Origin of the sequence: Pseudoalteromonas sp. DL2-H2.2 (assembly GCF_021532535.1) — a bacterium.
Classification (GTDB): Bacteria; Pseudomonadota; Gammaproteobacteria; order Enterobacterales; family Alteromonadaceae; genus Pseudoalteromonas; species Pseudoalteromonas rubra_A.
Genome location: NZ_JAKGBD010000020.1, coordinates 23,712 through 40,281, shown reverse-complemented (window position 1 = coordinate 40,281; position 16,570 = coordinate 23,712). Strand labels below are relative to the sequence as shown.

At 53.3% G+C, this 16,570-nt stretch carries 14 protein-coding genes; 5 read left to right on the top strand and 9 right to left on the bottom strand.

What is annotated here, in order from left to right; all coding sequences use genetic code 11:
• Positions 1–74 precede the first annotated feature (74 nt).
• Positions 75–752: a nitroreductase family protein gene (locus tag L1285_RS21955; protein ID WP_235414342.1), complete on the top strand. Its 678-nt coding sequence runs from the start codon at positions 75–77 to the stop codon at positions 750–752.
• Here the strand turns inward: L1285_RS21955 and L1285_RS21950 are convergent.
• Genes L1285_RS21950 through L1285_RS21940 form a run of 3 tightly spaced genes read right to left on the bottom strand, consistent with a single transcriptional unit; the run spans position 715 to position 5,439 of the window.
• Positions 715–1,815 (bottom strand): efflux RND transporter periplasmic adaptor subunit, encoded by a 1,101-nt coding sequence (locus tag L1285_RS21950; protein WP_235414341.1) that lies wholly within the window; start codon positions 1,813–1,815, stop codon positions 715–717. The two genes, L1285_RS21955 and L1285_RS21950, sit on opposite strands and share 38 nt — an antisense overlap.
• Positions 1,808–5,134, bottom strand: a complete 3,327-nt coding sequence (locus L1285_RS21945) for an efflux RND transporter permease subunit (RefSeq protein ID WP_235414340.1) — start codon at positions 5,132–5,134, stop codon at positions 1,808–1,810. The genes L1285_RS21950 and L1285_RS21945 overlap by 8 nt, the downstream gene beginning before the upstream one ends.
• Positions 5,131–5,439 (bottom strand): ArsR/SmtB family transcription factor, encoded by a 309-nt coding sequence (locus L1285_RS21940; protein WP_046006920.1) that lies wholly within the window; start codon positions 5,437–5,439, stop codon positions 5,131–5,133. The genes L1285_RS21945 and L1285_RS21940 overlap by 4 nt, the downstream gene beginning before the upstream one ends.
• Before the next feature lie 116 nt (positions 5,440–5,555).
• On the opposite strand from L1285_RS21940, the gene L1285_RS21935 reads away from it, so the two are divergent.
• The gene (locus tag L1285_RS21935) at positions 5,556–5,744 is read left to right on the top strand and encodes a YgaP family membrane protein (protein ID WP_046006921.1); all 189 of its coding nucleotides are present in this window, start codon (positions 5,556–5,558) and stop codon (positions 5,742–5,744) included.
• 3 nt (positions 5,745–5,747) lie between these two features.
• Entirely contained in the window at positions 5,748–6,095 is a 348-nt protein-coding gene (locus tag L1285_RS21930) for a rhodanese-like domain-containing protein (RefSeq protein WP_046006922.1), read from the top strand.
• Here L1285_RS21930 and L1285_RS21925 read toward each other — a convergent pair.
• Positions 6,080–6,586 carry a DUF6653 family protein gene (locus tag L1285_RS21925; RefSeq protein ID WP_046006923.1) on the bottom strand — a complete coding sequence of 169 codons (507 nt, stop codon included), beginning with the start codon at positions 6,584–6,586 and terminating at the stop codon, positions 6,080–6,082. The genes L1285_RS21930 and L1285_RS21925 overlap by 16 nt on opposite strands.
• A 194-nt stretch (positions 6,587–6,780) precedes the next feature.
• On the opposite strand from L1285_RS21925, the gene L1285_RS21920 reads away from it, so the two are divergent.
• Positions 6,781–9,369, top strand: a complete 2,589-nt coding sequence (locus tag L1285_RS21920) for a serine hydrolase (protein WP_235414339.1) — start codon at positions 6,781–6,783, stop codon at positions 9,367–9,369.
• On the opposite strand, the gene L1285_RS21915 is transcribed toward L1285_RS21920, so the two are convergent.
• The 5 genes from L1285_RS21915 to speA form a co-directional block, all read right to left on the bottom strand.
• The gene (locus L1285_RS21915) at positions 9,366–10,184 is read right to left on the bottom strand and encodes a substrate-binding periplasmic protein (protein ID WP_235414338.1); all 819 of its coding nucleotides are present in this window, start codon (positions 10,182–10,184) and stop codon (positions 9,366–9,368) included. The two genes, L1285_RS21920 and L1285_RS21915, sit on opposite strands and share 4 nt — an antisense overlap.
• Before the next feature lie 109 nt (positions 10,185–10,293).
• Entirely contained in the window at positions 10,294–11,499 is a 1,206-nt protein-coding gene (locus L1285_RS21910) for a mechanosensitive ion channel family protein (protein ID WP_235414337.1), read from the bottom strand.
• On the bottom strand, positions 11,496–12,416 hold the full coding sequence (locus L1285_RS21905; protein ID WP_235414336.1) for an acetyltransferase: 921 nt from the start codon (positions 12,414–12,416) through the stop codon (positions 11,496–11,498). Before L1285_RS21905 ends, L1285_RS21910 begins: the two co-directional genes overlap by 4 nt.
• 25 nt (positions 12,417–12,441) lie before the next feature.
• Positions 12,442–13,365, bottom strand: a complete 924-nt coding sequence (locus L1285_RS21900; RefSeq protein WP_235414335.1) for an acyltransferase — start codon at positions 13,363–13,365, stop codon at positions 12,442–12,444.
• Positions 13,366–13,519: 154 nt separating this feature from the next.
• Positions 13,520–15,400 (bottom strand): biosynthetic arginine decarboxylase, encoded by a 1,881-nt coding sequence (gene speA / locus L1285_RS21895; protein WP_235414334.1) that lies wholly within the window; start codon positions 15,398–15,400, stop codon positions 13,520–13,522.
• 240 nt (positions 15,401–15,640) lie between these two features.
• Here speA and speE point away from each other — a divergent pair, with 240 nt between their 5' ends.
• Positions 15,641–16,507 carry a polyamine aminopropyltransferase gene (gene speE / locus L1285_RS21890; protein WP_235414333.1) on the top strand — a complete coding sequence of 289 codons (867 nt, stop codon included), beginning with the start codon at positions 15,641–15,643 and terminating at the stop codon, positions 16,505–16,507.
• Positions 16,508–16,570 lie beyond the last annotated feature (63 nt).

Genomic DNA, 16,570 nt, shown 5'->3' with positions numbered 1-16,570 from the left:
GATATGCGCGCCAGTTGCAAGGGTTCTGCAGTCAGGATATAACAAAATATAAACAAGAAAGACAAAGGTAAATCATGAAACAACATGCGAACGTGCCACTCAACGATTTCGTTGAGTACCCACAGGAAGAAATGCTAAGCCGGGCCACTGAATTTTTGGATGAAGCAAAGCGCCGCCACACCATCCGCAGCTTCAGTGATCGGCCAGTACCCGTAGAAATCATTGAAGCCTGTATTAAAACGGCAGGCTCTGCCCCCAGTGGGGCCAATCATCAGCCCTGGCATTTTGTGGCCATCCACAGCCAGGACGTGAAACAACAGATCCGCGCTGCCGCAGAGCAACAGGAACAGGCCTTTTATGAAGGTCGTGCCGGTGAAGAGTGGCTCGATGCCTTAAAACCGCTTGGCACAGACGCCGACAAACCTTATCTCGAGCATGCCCCCTGGCTGATTGCCATCTTTAGCCAGAAAAAAGGCGGTATTCACAGCGAGGACAAGCATACCAACTACTATGTCCATGAATCCGTTGGTATTGCTACCGGCTTTCTGATCCAGGCTTTACACCATGCCGGGCTGGCCACGTTGACCCACACGCCGAAACCCATGAGTTTCCTGATGGAGATCTGCCAGCGCGATAAGGAAAACGAACGCCCTTATATGCTGTTGATCGCCGGTTATCCGGCCGAGGATGCCACCGTGCCAGAACACGCGCTGGTTAAAAAGCCACTTGAGGAGATCGCGACTTTTCTGTAGCAGCAGTCACGCTTGTCGGTGAGCCTGCAACCAGCAGTTCACCGACTTGCAGGCCACTTATCACCTCAACCTGATCGCCATATTCCCTGCCAAGGCGAATAAAGCGGCTTTGCACCTGGCCGTTATCCAGCACCGCCACTTTACTAAGCTGACCATAATATTGCACTAAAGCCGCGGGGATCAGCACCGCCGGGCGCTCGCTGCCAGGCAACTTTAAGATGGCGTACATGCCCGGGATCACGCCCTGCGCCCACTGCATATCCAGTTTCACCGTAAAGCTGCGTGCGCCGCGATCGGCCACCGGAACCAGTTCACTGATGGTGGCATATTGCGTCGCCTCAGCCGCCGGTATACTTACCTGATGACGCGCCCCGATTGTCAGCTCGCTGAGCAAACGCTCACGCACTGAGACCTCAACCTGCAACTGCGCCGGGTTATAAATAGAGACCAGCGGCGTGCCGGGATTGAGCATGGCACCCGGCTCTTGCAAGCGCGCGACCAAAGTGCCGGAGATGGGTGCCCGCACCTGGGTATAACTTAAAGCCACTTCAGCGCCGGCATATTGTTGTGCCAGGGCCGCTTCTCTGGCGGTCAGTTCATTCACCTGAGTCTGCCATTCATCCACCTGATTATGGGCAACCAGGCCTTTTTGCTGTAGCGCCTGTGCACGCGCGAGCTGTTTTTTTGCCTGAGTCAGCTGTGCCAGATTAGCCTGCTGCTCGGCTTTCACCGCCTCCAGCTGTGCGCGCAAGTCGGCATCATCCAGCGTGGCAATTAGCTGACCTGCCTGGATCGGATCGCCAGAGCGCACCGTCAGGGTTTTCAGCTGTGCCAGCACCCGGCTGGCGACTACCGTGTTGTGTTTGGCAATCACACTGCCCGGGATCTGTTCTACGTCTTTGACCAGCCGCTGCTCAACTTGGTGCAAGTTCAGCTTTGGTATAGTGCTGTGCGGCTTATCCCCGGGCGACACTTTGCTGTTAAACATCCCGGCCATCCAGCCCACCGCCACCAGTAACAAGGCAATCGCCAGCATGGGGCGCAAAAATCGAATATCAAACATAACGAGTCTCCGGAGCAACAGAATTGGGGTCGGCTATAGCCGTGTCGTCGGGCGTTTTGAACACCAAGTAATAGACCACAGGCACAACCAGTAAAGAAAACAGGGTTGAAGCGATAATGCCAAACATGATTGCCAGCGCCAGACCACTGAATACGGGGTCGAGAATGATCACCAGATTGCCCAGTAAAGTGGTGCCAGCGGTCAGCAGCACCGGCCGCATACGCACGCTCCCGGCACGGATCAGGGCTGCCTGCAGTGGCATACCGGCCTGTCTGGCCTGAGTAATAAATTCCACCAGAATGAGTGAGTTTCTGACCACAATCCCGGCCAGTGCGATCATGCCTATCATAGCCGTAGCGGTAAACAACACCGGCTCTGGCGCGCCTGCAATGGTGCGCTCACCAAACTGATTCAATGCCCAGAAGCCCGGCATAATGCCTATCATAGTCAGGGGAATAGCAGACATGATGATCAGCGCCAAGGCACTGGATGCGGTCTGCCAACGCAGGATCACGAAAATCGCCGCCAGCGCAAAGGCAAACGCAATCCCCATATCCCGAAACACCCTGACGGTGATCCGCCACTCCCCTTCGCCGCTGAAGCGATACTCGGTTCCCTCGGGGAGCTGCCAGGGCACACCGCCACCGCTACTGAGAAAAGTACGCTGCTGCCAGGGACTTGCCTGTGTTTGATCCGTTATAACTGCGCCAACTGGTTGCTCATCGGCCACCACATCGGCAATCACCTCGGCCGGGGTGCGGCCATTTAATTCAGCATAGACATACACCAGAGGTGCCAGATCTTTACGATAAATCGCCGGCTCAACCGTCAGCGTATGTACTTCTCCTAACTCAGACAGGGCCACCATAGGACGGGCTGCCCGGCTGAGGCCAAAATTGTCCTGCTGCTGCGTAACATCACTGCTGCCACGGATCTGGGTGGCGAGCAGATCCGCCCATCGCTGGCGATCCGCATAAGCGAGTTGTAAGGTGATAGGCACGGGCTGCGCTTCTCTTGGCTGATACAGCAGTCCGGCCTGCATGCCTCCGCTGGCCATGGCCAGGGTTTGGTTAATTTCCACACTGCTTACCCCGGACAACGCCGCTTTGTGTTTATCGGTGACAAAACGCTGCAAGGTAACCGGCGCCGACAAAGACGTGTCGACTTCAACCACATGAGCCTCCTGACGCAAGCGTGCCGCCAGCCTGAGCGCCGCATCATGGTGGGTGTCGGCAGAAATAAAGGGCTCCGCATAAACTTCCGCCGTCAGCGTACTTAACACCGGCGGCCCCGGCGGGACCTCAGCCACTTTAATCACCACGCCGTCTCGATTGAACTCAGACAGAGCCTGGCGCAGTCGCAGCACCACAGCATGAGACTGGTGTGCCCGCTCGCGTTTATCCAGCAATAACACCCGCAGCTCGGCCAGATTATCACTGTGGCGACGATAATAACCGCGCACCATACCGTTAAAATCCATACTCGAAGGTTGACCCACATAGGCAGCAATGGCGCTGACCTCGCTGAATTGCCAGACCCGTTGCTGCACGTTACGGGTCAGACGCGCAGTGGCTTCCAGCGTGCTTCCCTCGGGTAAGTCGATCAGTATCTGAACTTCGTTTTTATTGTCGTAGGGCAACAACTTGAGCGGCACCGCCCGCAGCACAGGTAAGCTGGCGCTGAGCACAAACAACACCAGCACTGCCCATAACAGCCCTTTGGCACGCCATGGCGAGCGCAACAACGGGGTGAGCAGAGCCCCATACCAGGCGCTATCCTGCGTTGATGCCGCCGACGGTTGAGTCCGCAGTAAACGACTGGCCAGCCAGGGGGTGATAAAAAAGGCCACGACGGTTGAGATCATCACACTGACAGGCACATTAAACGCCATAGGGGCCATATACGGCCCCATCATGCCGGTGATATAGGCCAGCGGCAAAAACGCCATCATAATCGTCAGCGTTGACATCAACAAAGCGGTGCGGATCTCCAGCATAGCGGCGACAATCTGCTGGCGACGGGGCTTGCCGGGCACCAGCATACGGCTGATGTTATCTATCCCGGTAATGGGGTCATCCACCAGCAATCCCAGCGACAGGATCAGGGCAAACAGGGTGACCCGGTTAATGGTATAACCAAACGCCCAGTCCAGTGCCAGCGTGATCCCATAGCACACTGGAATGGCCAAGCCGACCACGATGGCCGGTCGCCAGCCAAGGAAAACCCCCACAAAGATCACCACGGTCAGCACCGCAAACGCCAGACTGGCCATCAGGTCGTTAACCTTTTCATCAGCGGTCTGACCGTAATCCCGCAATACCCGTACAGCCACTTCCGGCGGTAATAACTGCATTTGCAGACGGCTCATCAGCTGATGCACTTGTTCGGCCACCGCGACGGCATTACTGCCTTTTTGCTTAGCCACACTGATGGTGACCAGCGGCAGGCCTTGTTGCTGGTCGCTGAGTGCCAGCCATTGATAATGCTCAGGCTCGCCCGGCCCCTCGGCAATGCGCGCAACATCCCTGAGCTTAACAGCGCGCCCGTTCACCACAGTGATCACTAAGTCGCGTAACGCCGCACTGGTGCGCAGCACATCGCCCGACTCCAGCACAATCTGTTTGCTGCCCGCACTGCGCTTACCTACCTGGAGCAACTGATTGCTGTTTTGAATGGCCTGTAATACATCCAGCGGCGTGCTCTGATGCGCCGCCAGCGCGGTTGCATCCAGCCATACGTTCAGCTGGCGCTGTCTCCCGGCAACCACATTGACTTCACTGGTGTCGGGCAGGCGCTGTAGTTGCGTTGAAATTTCCTGGGCAAAGCGGGTTAAATCATAATCATCGTATAAGGCTGGATTTTCGCTATACAAGCCCAGCATCACAATGGGCACATCGTCGACTTCCACCGGCCGGATCTGCCAGTCACTAACCACCGCGGCCATCTGATGCTCATTGGCATAGAGTTTGGTATAGGTATTCAGGATAGCCTGCTCGCGGCTCTCACCAACCTGAAACCGCAAGGTGACCACCGCGCGGCCACTGTGGGTGGTTGAATACACATGCTCTACCCCCGGAATTTGCAACAGCAGCTTTTCAAGCGGCGTGGTCACCAGACGCACCACTTCCGGCGCAGCAATGTTGGGCACGGTGACATGAATATCGAGCATAGGCACCACAATCTGCGGCTCTTCCTCTCTTGGTGTGAACTGCAAGGCCAGCACACCCAGGACCATGGAAAAGAAGAACAACAGCGCCGGTAAACGGCCCGTCAGGCTTTGGCCAATGACTCGCTCAGTGAACTCCCCGGACCCGCTCATGATCCCTCCTGGTCGGCACAGAACAGCTGATAGAGCTGTTGCAGGATCACCAGCACTTTGTCATCGGCAATGCGGTAGTACACCGTTGCACCTTCACGTCGCGACGCAACCAGCCCGGCTTTTCTCATAGCAGCCAGATGCTGAGATAACGCAGACTGAGCCAGCGGCACCTGAGCATTTAGCTCACCGACACTGAGCTCCGTGCTTTGTAGACTACATAAAATCATCAACCGATTGCGGTTTGCCAACATCTTCAGTAATGCCTCTGCTTGTGCGGCGCTGTCGGCCATTGCGTGTAAATCCATACTTCCCCCCAACATTGGTTACGCAGGGAGTATAGAATAGAATATTAGAAATTACTAATATTAGATCTTGCTAATATTTAATCTTGCAATATACTTGAATGCAGGAGGTAATTGTTATGAGACTTGAAGCCGCTATCCGGCTGGTAGCCGGCAGTATGCTGATACTGTCATTTTTACTCACCTGGTTTATGGATCCGCGCTGGGTGTGGTTCAGTGTATTTATCGCATTAAACCTGATGCAATCCGCCTTCACCGGCTGGTGTCCTATGATGACCTTGCTCAAAAAACTTGGAATGGAGAATTAATTTATGCTGACATCCCCGCAGGACATTTTAAAAACCGTCCGACCTAACCAGCGTTGTATCAGCGCGCAGCAAGCCAAAGCAGAAATCGCCACCAACCAGGGCCTGCTGATTGACGTGCGTGAACCTCAGGAACATCAGGAAAAAGCGGCCCCGGGTGCGATGAATATTCCACGCGGCGTGTTGGAATTTCAATTACCCAACCTGGAAAAAGACCCAAGCCGACCGCTTTATTTGCACTGTGCCGCCGGTGGCCGGGCGGTATTTGCCGCTGAACAGCTGACTCGCATTGGCTACCAGAATGTTAGCGTGATCACCTGTAAAGCGGAGGAAGTGTGTCAGGTTTTTGCCTGACGCGCTGCCATCTCGGTGTTTGATGGAGTCACACTCTGATAGAGCCAGACCATGCGATCCAAAAACCAGGTTTTACTCAGGATCACACCCAATGCGCCAACACTGGTGCTGATGGCTTCTTGAAACCACAAGCCTGCAGCGCATACCAGCGTGCTCACGCTCAGTACCGTGGTGATTACTTTAATCACCCGATAATGCACCAGTGGCACCCGCTCCAACTGATAGATCAGGATCTGCTCGCCCAGCACCGCTTGTGACGCCCAGTTATGGGTGTCTCTGGGCTTACTAAAGCATCTGGGATTGAGCCAAACCCAGAGCAACAACACCACCAGCACAGGCCAAAAAGCCATCCCCAGCCAGTCACGCCACCACAGGCAGGCAATCAGCAAAGGCAAACAGGAATAGCGACTCCAGACACTCCAGGGGTTGGCATGGCGCGCCCATACTTCTTCGCTCATGGCGAAATACTTGGCAGCAGTTCGTTGCATCATATCGACCTCACGGGATCAGTTTACTTATCAGGCAGTGTAGCCAGAGTTCGCGTTACCCTCTGTTTAAAAATGTCAACGGCCGGGTACATTTTCTGACCCTTTGGCGCAACTCGCTAACAGCGCAGGTAGTCCCCGAACCTTAAACTGAGCACACACCAGTAAAACATTTGGCTCACTCAGTAAGGGATATCACTATGGTTAAAGGCTTTTCTCTTCTCGTCTCGGGACTCATTATCAGTGCACTGCTCGGTGGCTGCGGCGACACCACAGATCATCGCTCCGCAGTACAAAAGCATCCCGGCGTGTGGCAAAAAACCGCTTATGGTGAAGTGCTTGATATCACACCACAGCGTGTGCAACGCTATGAATTTAATACACACGCTTGTATTAAAGTTGCACAAATTGGGCTGCCACAGGGCAGTACTGAGCCGCAGATAACCCAGGCGCAGCAACGCAGCAAAGCGCAACTGCAACTGACCTATGCCGGTGAAGTCTACCCACACATTTATGAGCGTAAGACGACGCTTCCGGATGTTTGCCGCTCGCCGTTATCCGTCGATGCCACAGCCAGCCCAACTCAGGTTTTCGAATACTTCTGGCACGCCTTTAACGATTACTATGCTTTCTTTGCCCTGCGCGACATGGATTGGCAGGCACAATACGCCCATTACCGTGCAAAGATCCACGATGAGATGTCCGATGACGCGCTGTTTGAGATACTGACCGAGATGATTACGCCGCTTGCCGATGGCCATGTGTCAGTCACCAGAACGCCGGGGCGTCCGTATTTTGTGATGAAAGATGCCCCCATTTTGCGCGCGGCTCGGGGCACCGCCAGCTATTACCTGCGCTACGACATGCAGCTGAGCGACGAACAGGTGTTCTCTGAGCTGGTGCTGGACTCGTTGAATGTGAGTCAGCAATACCTGAGCCGTGACAGCATCGGCAGCTTTCCAGTTCAGCAGCAGGAGAAAACCTTGCTGTGGGGCAAGACTGAGGACAACATTGGCGTGCTGGTGATCAATAACTTCTCCCAGTACAGCAGTGATTCGGATGCAGACGAGACCGAACACCTCAGTGCAGCCACAGCGCTGATAGACAGCATCATCGCGGAACTGGCCGGTACCGATGGTTTAATCCTCGATATTCGCAACAACATTGGCGGCGATGATGCCATTGCTCTGGCCATCGCCTCCCGATTCAATACCTCTAAGCGCCTGGCATTCAACAAACAAGCATTGAATCGGGCGGGCCAGGGGGGGTTGCTCAGCCAGTCTCTTCAGGCTCACCCCGAGGCATACACCCAACCCGTGTATTTGCTGACCAGCCAGCTAACCATCAGCGCAGGTGAGGTCTTTACCCTGGCCATGATGCACCTGCCGCAGGTCACTTTACTCGGCGAGGAAACCGCGGGTGCCTTATCGGACATGCGTTTTTTCACCCTACCCAATGGCTGGGAAATTTCACTCTCCAATGAAGTCTACCGGGATGCACACGGCACTTTGTATGAACACAGTGGCATTCAGCCAGATATTGCCGTGCCTGCATTTACCATGCATGCACTCGAAAGTGGCCGCTTTGAAAGTTACGATCACGCCCTGGCGTTACTCGGTAAAGACCCCACACCACAGCTGACAGTGAAGGAGTTTGAGCGCCAGCTGAACACGCTGCAGCAGCAGGGCAATATTCCGGCCGTGGCCGTCAATATTATTCACGATGGCCAGTCGGTCTATCAACAAGGCTTTGGCCGCTCGGATGAATTGGGCACGGCAGTCGATGCACACAGCCGCTTCTATCTGGGGTCTGTGAGCAAAACCCTGTTGGGCGCTACGCTTGCCGATGCGGTTGAACGGCAACTCGTTGATCTCGATGCGCCGGTCATGGATTATCTGAATTTCGCCATCGACTTTCCGGCTCCCTTATCTCAGGCCATTACCTTGCGTCAGTTGATCACCCACACCAGCGGTATCATGGACACAGAGCAGGTGTACCGCTGTAATTACTTTGTGCATGCCGACGGCAGCAGTTTGTATAACCGACTCACTCAGAGCACAGCCTGTGGCGAGCCAGAAAACACAGAGTTAGGCCATTTTTTTGCGGCTTATCTGTCACAGTCCGGCGCGAGCTATCAGCCCAGTCACTTTGTCAGTCGTTTTGGCCTGGTTAATAATGAAGCCGCGGTGTATACCAATATCGGCGCCGCACTGGCAGGGTATGTCACCGAGCAGGCAAGCGGGCAGTCGCTCACGCAATTAACCCAGGACAGTGTTTTTACACCACTGGCAATGCACCGCAGTGAATGGGCCATTACCCAGCCAGAGAGACCGGTAGTGCAGCGCTATATTCACCACCCACAAACGCACACTCTGATCCCTTTACCTGACTACGGCAACATCACCTACAGCGAAGGCAGTGCCGTTTCTACCGCCCATGACCTGGGGCATTTTCTGATAGCCACCATGCAGCAGGGCAAGCTTAACGGTGCGCAAGGGCTCAAAGCCAGTGTGGTGGCAGCAATGCTGAGCCCGCAAACAACTATCCCGAGTATCTCGGTAGAGCGAGGCTTTTTCTGGGGTGTTGATGGCGATAAAATCTATCACAGCGGCGATGATCCGGGCGTGCTCACCCAGATTTATGGTGACTTACGTCAGCAACGCGGTTTTGTTTTGCTGACCAATGGGGATTCGGGCAATGACAGCAGCGCTCAGGCTTATGACGAGATAGCGCAGCTGGTGCTGACCTTCAGCTACGGCTTCACTCAGGCAAAAACCAGCCAGCCTTAAAAGGTGCGGGTTTGTGTGCTGAGCGCCTCTTCTGACAGCAGTTGGGGCGGGATAGCCGGGAGTTGATAGGGTGCCACCAGCTTATCAAGTACTTTGTTTTTTGCCATCCGTCGCATGTGCTCGCTGAATGCCTGCCCCACATGGCTTTGTGCAAACGTACGGCTCATCGCCATATGGCCGTAAATCACCTGAGTATGCCGATAGTCCATCTTCCTCAGCTGATGCGCAGGCTGAGCCAGCACATTCATAGCCAGATCGGCGGTGTCCTCCACCGCAATCACCAGATCGACTCGCCCTTTCAAAACCAGGTCGACGGCCACCCGCTCTGAGGGTACCTCAACCTTGTCCAGCCGTGTGTCCTCATCGAAGCGAGGGAAAAATGCAGCGCCACGCATGATGGCGATCCGTTTTCCAATCAGGTCCTCGTAGCGCTTTACAGTTACGCCGCTATGCTGATGGCCATAAAAAACATAAGAGGAAGACAAGGCCATATAGGGAGGTGTTACAAACGCCATCTGACGCTCACGGTCCGCCGTTCTGACCAGTCCCCCCATCACATCCACCTCACCCTGCGCCAGCATGCGAATACAACGAGAAAATGGACAGGGCACGGCTTTGACAGCGATGTCTTCGTCACTGTGGTGTTTAATGTAGTTGAGAATATCGAGGATCAGGCCTTTGGCATTGCCCTTTTCATCCAGGGCGCTATAGGGAGGGGCGTGGTCGATGGCGACCAAAATTTGCTGGTGATCCGCCACAGCCTGCTTGGTTGAACACAAGCTCAATACGAGCATGATTGCTAAAAAATACTTCATTGCACTACCTACCTCTTGGGCAATTCAGCAACCTCATTCGTCTCCATGTCACAAATATGTCATAAAAAGATAAAATCTGAATCGATAAGATAACACAAGGATCCAGCGCTTACTCTGGTTTTTTGTGATTTATTTCACTTTGATGACTTGAGATCACCTGGTAGGGGCGCAGCGCAAAAGACGGCATCACCGTCAGCACGTGATCCAGTAAGTCGGCCTGCAAATGCTCATAGGGCACCCAGCGCTTATCGCGGCTAAAACAGTACAATTCTAACGGCAATCCATACTGCGTCGGCGCCAGCTCCCGCACCATGCACAAACATTCCGGATTCACCTGCGGATGGGCTTTCAGATAGGCTTCGGCATAACGACGAAACAAAGACACATTATTCCACTGCTGCTCTGGTGTGTCTTGGATTATCTGTGCAACCTCGGGCAGTGTTTGGCTTAGCGTTGTCAGTTGCGCCTCACTCAACAGCTGAATTGAATCAAAGTCGATATAGATAGCACGCTTAATACGTCGGCCATTGGACTCTTGCATGGCGCGCCAGTTTTTAAACGAGTCGGAAATGATTTTGTAGGTCGGAATGGTCGTGACTGTATTGTCCCAGTTCCGCACCCGCACGGTATTGAGCCCCACTTCGATGACCTCTCCGTCGGCACCAAATGCATCCACCTGGATCCAGTCTCCGGTTGCCAGCAGTCGGTTTGCAGCTATCTGAATGCTAGCCACCAGGCCCAAAATGGTGTCCTTAAACACCAACAAGGTCACGGCGGCGATGGCACCAAATCCGGATAAGATGTAGGTTGGCGATTTATCTAAGGCCAGGCTGATCACCAAAATGGCACAGACAATAAAAATCAGCAATTTGCTGACCTGCACTAAACTCTGAATGGGCACACTCTTGGCAAATGGCTGCTGGTTATAAATTGCATTCACTATATTGACCAGGCTGCTTAATAAGAAGCCAATGCTGATCACCAGCAACACCTGAGAGACCACCCCAAAAACCTTGAATAACCACACTGGGGCAATAAACAGAGCCTCTTTAAACGCAATGAACAGCAGCGTACACATCACCAGGGAGAAGCGCCCGCTGAACTTGCTCAGATAGGGGGCCAGAAAGCCAATTTTGGATGTAGAGTTCTCGCTTAAAAAATGCTGAATACGGGGTAATAACCACTGGCGGATCAGCCAAAAGACCAGCAGTAAGATCACCAGCGCAAGTACGTTAGTGCCTACGATCAGTAAGCCTGAATAGGGCGTTGCGCCCACCCAGGGGGCCAGCACTTCGCTGAGATGGGTTACCTTCATGCTTGTTTTACCTCATCAACGCACAATGTCTCGGTCGCATGTTGTTGCTCCCAATAAGCCGCGAGCTGGGCATCTTTGTCGAGCCATAACTGATTCAGATACCCCTGAAAGGCCACCCGGTATTGCTTGTCTGTCTGGTAGTTGCCAAGCGGCACTATGTCCATCGACAGCAGGCGGATCCGCACGTCAATGCGCTGCAACTTGCCACACATAAAACTGCGGCAGATGTGTTGATCCGGGCTCTGATAAATCACGGTAGCATCGAGCATGCCGTCCAGTTGCTGGGCCAAAACCTCTAACGCAAAGGCGACTCCGCCCGCTTTAGGCTTCAGCAGATATTGAAACTCCCCCCCCTGACGCTGATGTTTTTGTGCGGTAAATCGGGTACCTTCAACGAAATTAATCACGGTGGTCGGGTGCTGTCGAAAGTGACGACAACTGTGTCGGGTGCGTTCTACGTCCATGCCCTTGAGCTTAGGGTTTTTGGCGATCTTAGCCTTACTTGCCCGCTTCATAAAGGGCATGCCCAGTGCCCAGGCACCAGTGCCGATCAGTGGCACATACTTGAGTTCGTCTTTAAGAAAAAACTTAGGAGCCGGTAAGCGCTCGAGTGCGCTTAGCACCACAATATCTAACCAGCTGATATGATTGGCCACCAGCATATACCAGGCCTGCTCACTCATTTGCTCAGGTAAATCCAGCGATATTTCAGCACAACCAAGCCACAGCGCCAGGCGATTGCCCCGGCACCAGCCTTTATACGCCCAGTGCAATAGTTCAGACACACCACGCAGGGGTAAAATGCACTTAACCAGGCCCAGTGCAAACACCACGACGCCCCATAACAGGGTATTGGCCAGTAGTATCACAGTGGCCAGCATACCGACTAACCAGGCTGGTAAAAACCTTCTCAACATACCACCTCCTTTAGCTGAATGATGCTCAGGACTGCTGCGACTTTTGCTGCTGCTCAGCAGGCGCCTCGGGACTGCTATGGTTAGCCACCAGGTCCGCTAACTGCTGATCCTTTTGCGTCCACAGCCGGTTCAGCTCGCTTTGGAAGCGTACTCTGAATTCGCTATCATTGCTGTAATCGCCAATTAGCTCAGCACTGACTGGCATCAGTTCAACCTGAACAGTTATTTCATCAACGCGCCCGGCCACAAAGTCCATAAAGCTGGGAATACCACCCGGATAATGAATGGTGACATTGACCACCTGGTTGATCTGCTCACCCATAGCTTGCATCACAAACGCGATGCCGCCGGCTTTTGGTTTGAGCAAATGCTTAAACGGGCTGCTCTGACGCTGATGCTTTTGCGTGGTAAAGCGTGTCCCTTCTACAAAGTTCACGATACTCACCGGCATGGTTTTGAACTTTTCACACGCCTTACGTGTGGTTTCAACGTCTTTGCCACGCAGCTTAGGGTTTTTCTTGAGCTGGCTTTTGCTGGTTCGTTTCATAAACGGAAAATCCAGCGCCCACCAGGCAAGGCCTAGTACCGGCACGTACAGCAGCTCTTTTTTCAGAAAAAAGTTCAGAAAGGGGATTTTACGGTGCAACACCCGCTGCAAGATCAATATGTCTACCCAGCTCTGATGATTGGCAATAACCAGATACCAGTCCTGGGCTTTCATCGTCTCTGGCATGGAGACCGTAAGCCGAAATGGCGACACAATCGATTGATTAAGATTGTTGCCTGCCACCCATAAACTGGCACATCCTTTGGCGATGCGACTGGCCACCTTTTGCAAAGGTGGGATTGGTAAGAGTTTGATCACACCCAATAAAAAAATGGGAAGAAACCAGAACAGTGTATTAATAGCGTATAACAGTAACCCCAGAACCTGACGGATTAACGACATGCAATGTTCCTTTACTACGACTGACAATGGCCTGCCTGACTGAGCAAACAGACCACAGGATAAGAATAACGAACTGGCCCTATTACACCATACCGGGCCCTTGGCTGCCAAGACTCCTTAGGCAGCCGGCACTGGCTGGTGCATGACCAGGCAATTAGTCTTCAAAATAGGTATAGCCGCTGAGCCCGGCATGTAATTGTGCCAAATAGTCGGCTTTGGTCGCCTCATCAACCGCCAGCGCAGAGATTTGCGTGGTAAAGTTCTCTGCCAGCGCGGCTTTATCATAGTGTACAAATCTCAGCACATCTTCCACACTGTCACCTTTGATGGCATTGCTCAGCTCGTACCCTGTCTCGGTAAGCTCCACATGCACTGAGTCGGTATCTCCGAACAGATTATGTAAATCGCCGAGAATTTCCTGGTATGCCCCGACCATAAACATCGCAATATGATATTGCTCACCGGGCTGATAAGGCGGAATGGGCAGGCTCGATTCGATCCCCGCACCTTCTACGTATTCCCGGATCTGACCATCCGAGTCACAGGTAATATCCTGGATCACCGCGCGCTGAGTGAGCGGCTGATCCAACGCCGCAATGGGCATCACCGGAAACAGCTGCTGGATCCCCCAAACATCAGGTAAAGACTGGAACAAAGAGAAGTTCACGAACAACTTATCCGCGAGCTTTTCATTAAGCTCATCGAGCACCTCACGGTGAGAGCGCGAATGAATATTCAGACACTCTCTGACCCTTTGCAAGATAGTAAAGTACAGTTGCTCAATTTGCGCCCATTGCTGCATGCCTATCAGGCCGTGCACATACTGGTCATGACCATCACCGAACAGGTGCATGGCATCGTGGTAGGTTTCTATGGCCAGTCTGGGAGTCAACCTTTGCAATGATGACCACAGCTCCTGCTGGATATGATGGGCAGATTGGGCCGGCATACTCGGAACTGTCTGATACGGCGCTTTTTCAACGTCTATCACGTCGGTGATCAGCACCGCGTGGTGTGCCGTCAATGCCCGGCCAGATTCAGTGATAATATCCGGATGACGCAACCCGTGCTGCTCCGCCACCTCGGCAAAGGCACCGACCACGTTACGGGCATATTCCGCCACCGTGTAGTTCATTGAACAGGCGCTGCGAGAGCCGGATCCTTCATAGTCCACGCCCAGGCCACCACCCACATCGACCGTTTTTAATGGCACGCCCAGCTGAGACAACTCGGCATAGTGGCGGGCACACTCGCGCAGTGCACGCTGAATGTCGCGGATATTGGCGATTTGCGAGCCAATATGAAAGTGCACCAGCTGCATTAAGTGCAGTTTGCCTTGCGCTTTGAGCTTATCAACCGCACTGAGCACCTGGCTGGCCGTGAGGCCAAATTTGCCTTTTTCTCCGCCTGTGTTTTGCCACTTGCCTTTACCAATGGAATTAAGACGAATGCGAATACCTATGGCCGGCTCAATGCCTAAAGTCGCGATCTCTTTAAGCAAAGTATCCAGCTCAGAGAGTTTTTCAATCACGATTTGCACCTTGTGGCCCATCGCCTGACCTATCATCGCCAGACGCAAAAACTCGCTGTCTTTATAGCCGTTACAGACAATGGTGATGGGATCTTTGGCAATCCCCAGAATCGCCATCAACTCCGGCTTAGAGCCCGCTTCAAGACCAACCAGGCCGCTCGGGTGCGCCAGTAACTTGCTCACCACGGAGCGCTGCTGGTTTACTTTGATAGGGTAAACACAGGTGTATTGCCCCTGATAAGATTTGGCAGCGGTTGCCTGTGAAAAGGCCTGTGTCATGGTCTCAACACGGCTGTTAAGAATGTCAGTAAAACGCACCAGCACCGGCAAGGTGAGGCCCTGCTCTTTGAAGCGCTCGGTTAACTCAACCAGCGAAATCGCCGGTTTTGCGCGATCACCATCGGGATAGGCAACCAGCTCCCCCTGATCGTTGATGTCAAAATATCCTTCACTCCAGTGCGTCACGTTATAAGTGGCACGTGCGGTTTGCAAACCCCAGGTCATGGCAATCTCTATTAACTTGCTTTACAGACTGCACATTTTAATACTTATGGCCCAGATGTGACAATCTTTTGCCACCCTAAGCGCAAAACATGCCCACCATTTGATACACGCTGCACCACTTTGTGAGCCGGCAAGCTTACTTTGTCCCTAACCGACTCGGCGTTTATACGCTAAAATAGATTGAGCTGGGGCGAAAGCGCTGGCAAAATCTCTGAAAATTACATCTGCATGAAGGCAACAATGTCAAATTTAGAAGCTAACCGCTGGTTTACTGAGATCAGCGACCGTGATGGCAGCGCGTTCTCACTGCGCGTTAACCGTAAACTGGACGAGATCCAGTCGCCATTTCAGAATGTTGAAATGTATGAAACCACAGACTTTGGCAATCTGATGATCATTGACGGCTGTACTATGGTCAGCACCCGGGAAAACTTTTTCTATCATGAAATGATGAGCCATCCGGCTTTGTTTTCTCATCCGGCACCTAAAAATGTGGTGATCATTGGTGGTGGAGACTGCGGCACACTCCGTGAAGTGCTCAAGCACCCTGGTGTAGAAACCGTGACCCAAATCGACATTGACGAAGTCGTCACGCAAATGGCATTAAAATATTTCCCGGAGCTGTGCGCCTCTAACGACGACCCGCGCGCCACTGTGATGTTTGATGATGGCATCAAATATATGCACGACACCGCACCGGAGTCAGTCGATGTGGTTATCGTCGATGGCACCGATCCGGTTGGACCGGGTGAAGGCCTGTTCAACCACGCGTTTTACACCAGCTGTCTGAAGGCGCTGCGCCCGGGCGGTATTCTGGTGCAACAAAGTGAATCGCCGCTGATGCACATGACCCTGCTGAAAGAAATGCGCCAGGCCATGCTGGATGTAGGTTTTGTTGATCTGCAAACCCTGCCATTCCCGCAGCCCATCTACCCAAGCGGTTTATGGTCAGCGACGCTGGCGCGTAAAGGCGAGCCGTTTAATGGCTTTCGTGAGCAAGACGCCGAGCAGGCTGGCTTTGACACTGAGTATTACAATAGCGGAATACACAAAGGTGCGCTAGCAACCCCAGGGTTTATGCGCCGAGCCTTTGAAAGCAAGGATTAATTGCCGCAAACCGGCAGCGTTTTTCCAAGCATAAAAAACCCGGCATCAGCCGGGTTTTTTATA

What these genes read in the sequence shown, in the direction of transcription:
- L1285_RS21920 (WP_235414339.1), top strand. Translation starts at nt 6,781, where the DNA reads ATGGTTAAAGGCTTTTCTCTTCTCGTCTCGGGACTCATTATCAGTGCA.
- L1285_RS21910 (WP_235414337.1), bottom strand. Translation starts at nt 11,499, where the DNA reads ATGAAGGTAACCCATCTCAGCGAAGTGCTGGCCCCCTGGGTGGGCGCA.
- L1285_RS21915 (WP_235414338.1), bottom strand. Translation starts at nt 10,184, where the DNA reads ATGAAGTATTTTTTAGCAATCATGCTCGTATTGAGCTTGTGTTCAACC.
- L1285_RS21925 (WP_046006923.1), bottom strand. Translation starts at nt 6,586, where the DNA reads ATGATGCAACGAACTGCTGCCAAGTATTTCGCCATGAGCGAAGAAGTA.
- L1285_RS21935 (WP_046006921.1), top strand. Translation starts at nt 5,556, where the DNA reads ATGAGACTTGAAGCCGCTATCCGGCTGGTAGCCGGCAGTATGCTGATA.
- L1285_RS21940 (WP_046006920.1), bottom strand. Translation starts at nt 5,439, where the DNA reads ATGGATTTACACGCAATGGCCGACAGCGCCGCACAAGCAGAGGCATTA.
- L1285_RS21905 (WP_235414336.1), bottom strand. Translation starts at nt 12,416, where the DNA reads ATGTTGAGAAGGTTTTTACCAGCCTGGTTAGTCGGTATGCTGGCCACT.
- L1285_RS21930 (WP_046006922.1), top strand. Translation starts at nt 5,748, where the DNA reads ATGCTGACATCCCCGCAGGACATTTTAAAAACCGTCCGACCTAACCAG.
- L1285_RS21945 (WP_235414340.1), bottom strand. Translation starts at nt 5,134, where the DNA reads ATGAGCGGGTCCGGGGAGTTCACTGAGCGAGTCATTGGCCAAAGCCTG.
- L1285_RS21955 (WP_235414342.1), top strand. Translation starts at nt 75, where the DNA reads ATGAAACAACATGCGAACGTGCCACTCAACGATTTCGTTGAGTACCCA.
- L1285_RS21950 (WP_235414341.1), bottom strand. Translation starts at nt 1,815, where the DNA reads ATGTTTGATATTCGATTTTTGCGCCCCATGCTGGCGATTGCCTTGTTA.
- L1285_RS21900 (WP_235414335.1), bottom strand. Translation starts at nt 13,365, where the DNA reads ATGTCGTTAATCCGTCAGGTTCTGGGGTTACTGTTATACGCTATTAAT.
- speE (WP_235414333.1), top strand. Translation starts at nt 15,641, where the DNA reads ATGTCAAATTTAGAAGCTAACCGCTGGTTTACTGAGATCAGCGACCGT.
- speA (WP_235414334.1), bottom strand. Translation starts at nt 15,400, where the DNA reads ATGACCTGGGGTTTGCAAACCGCACGTGCCACTTATAACGTGACGCAC.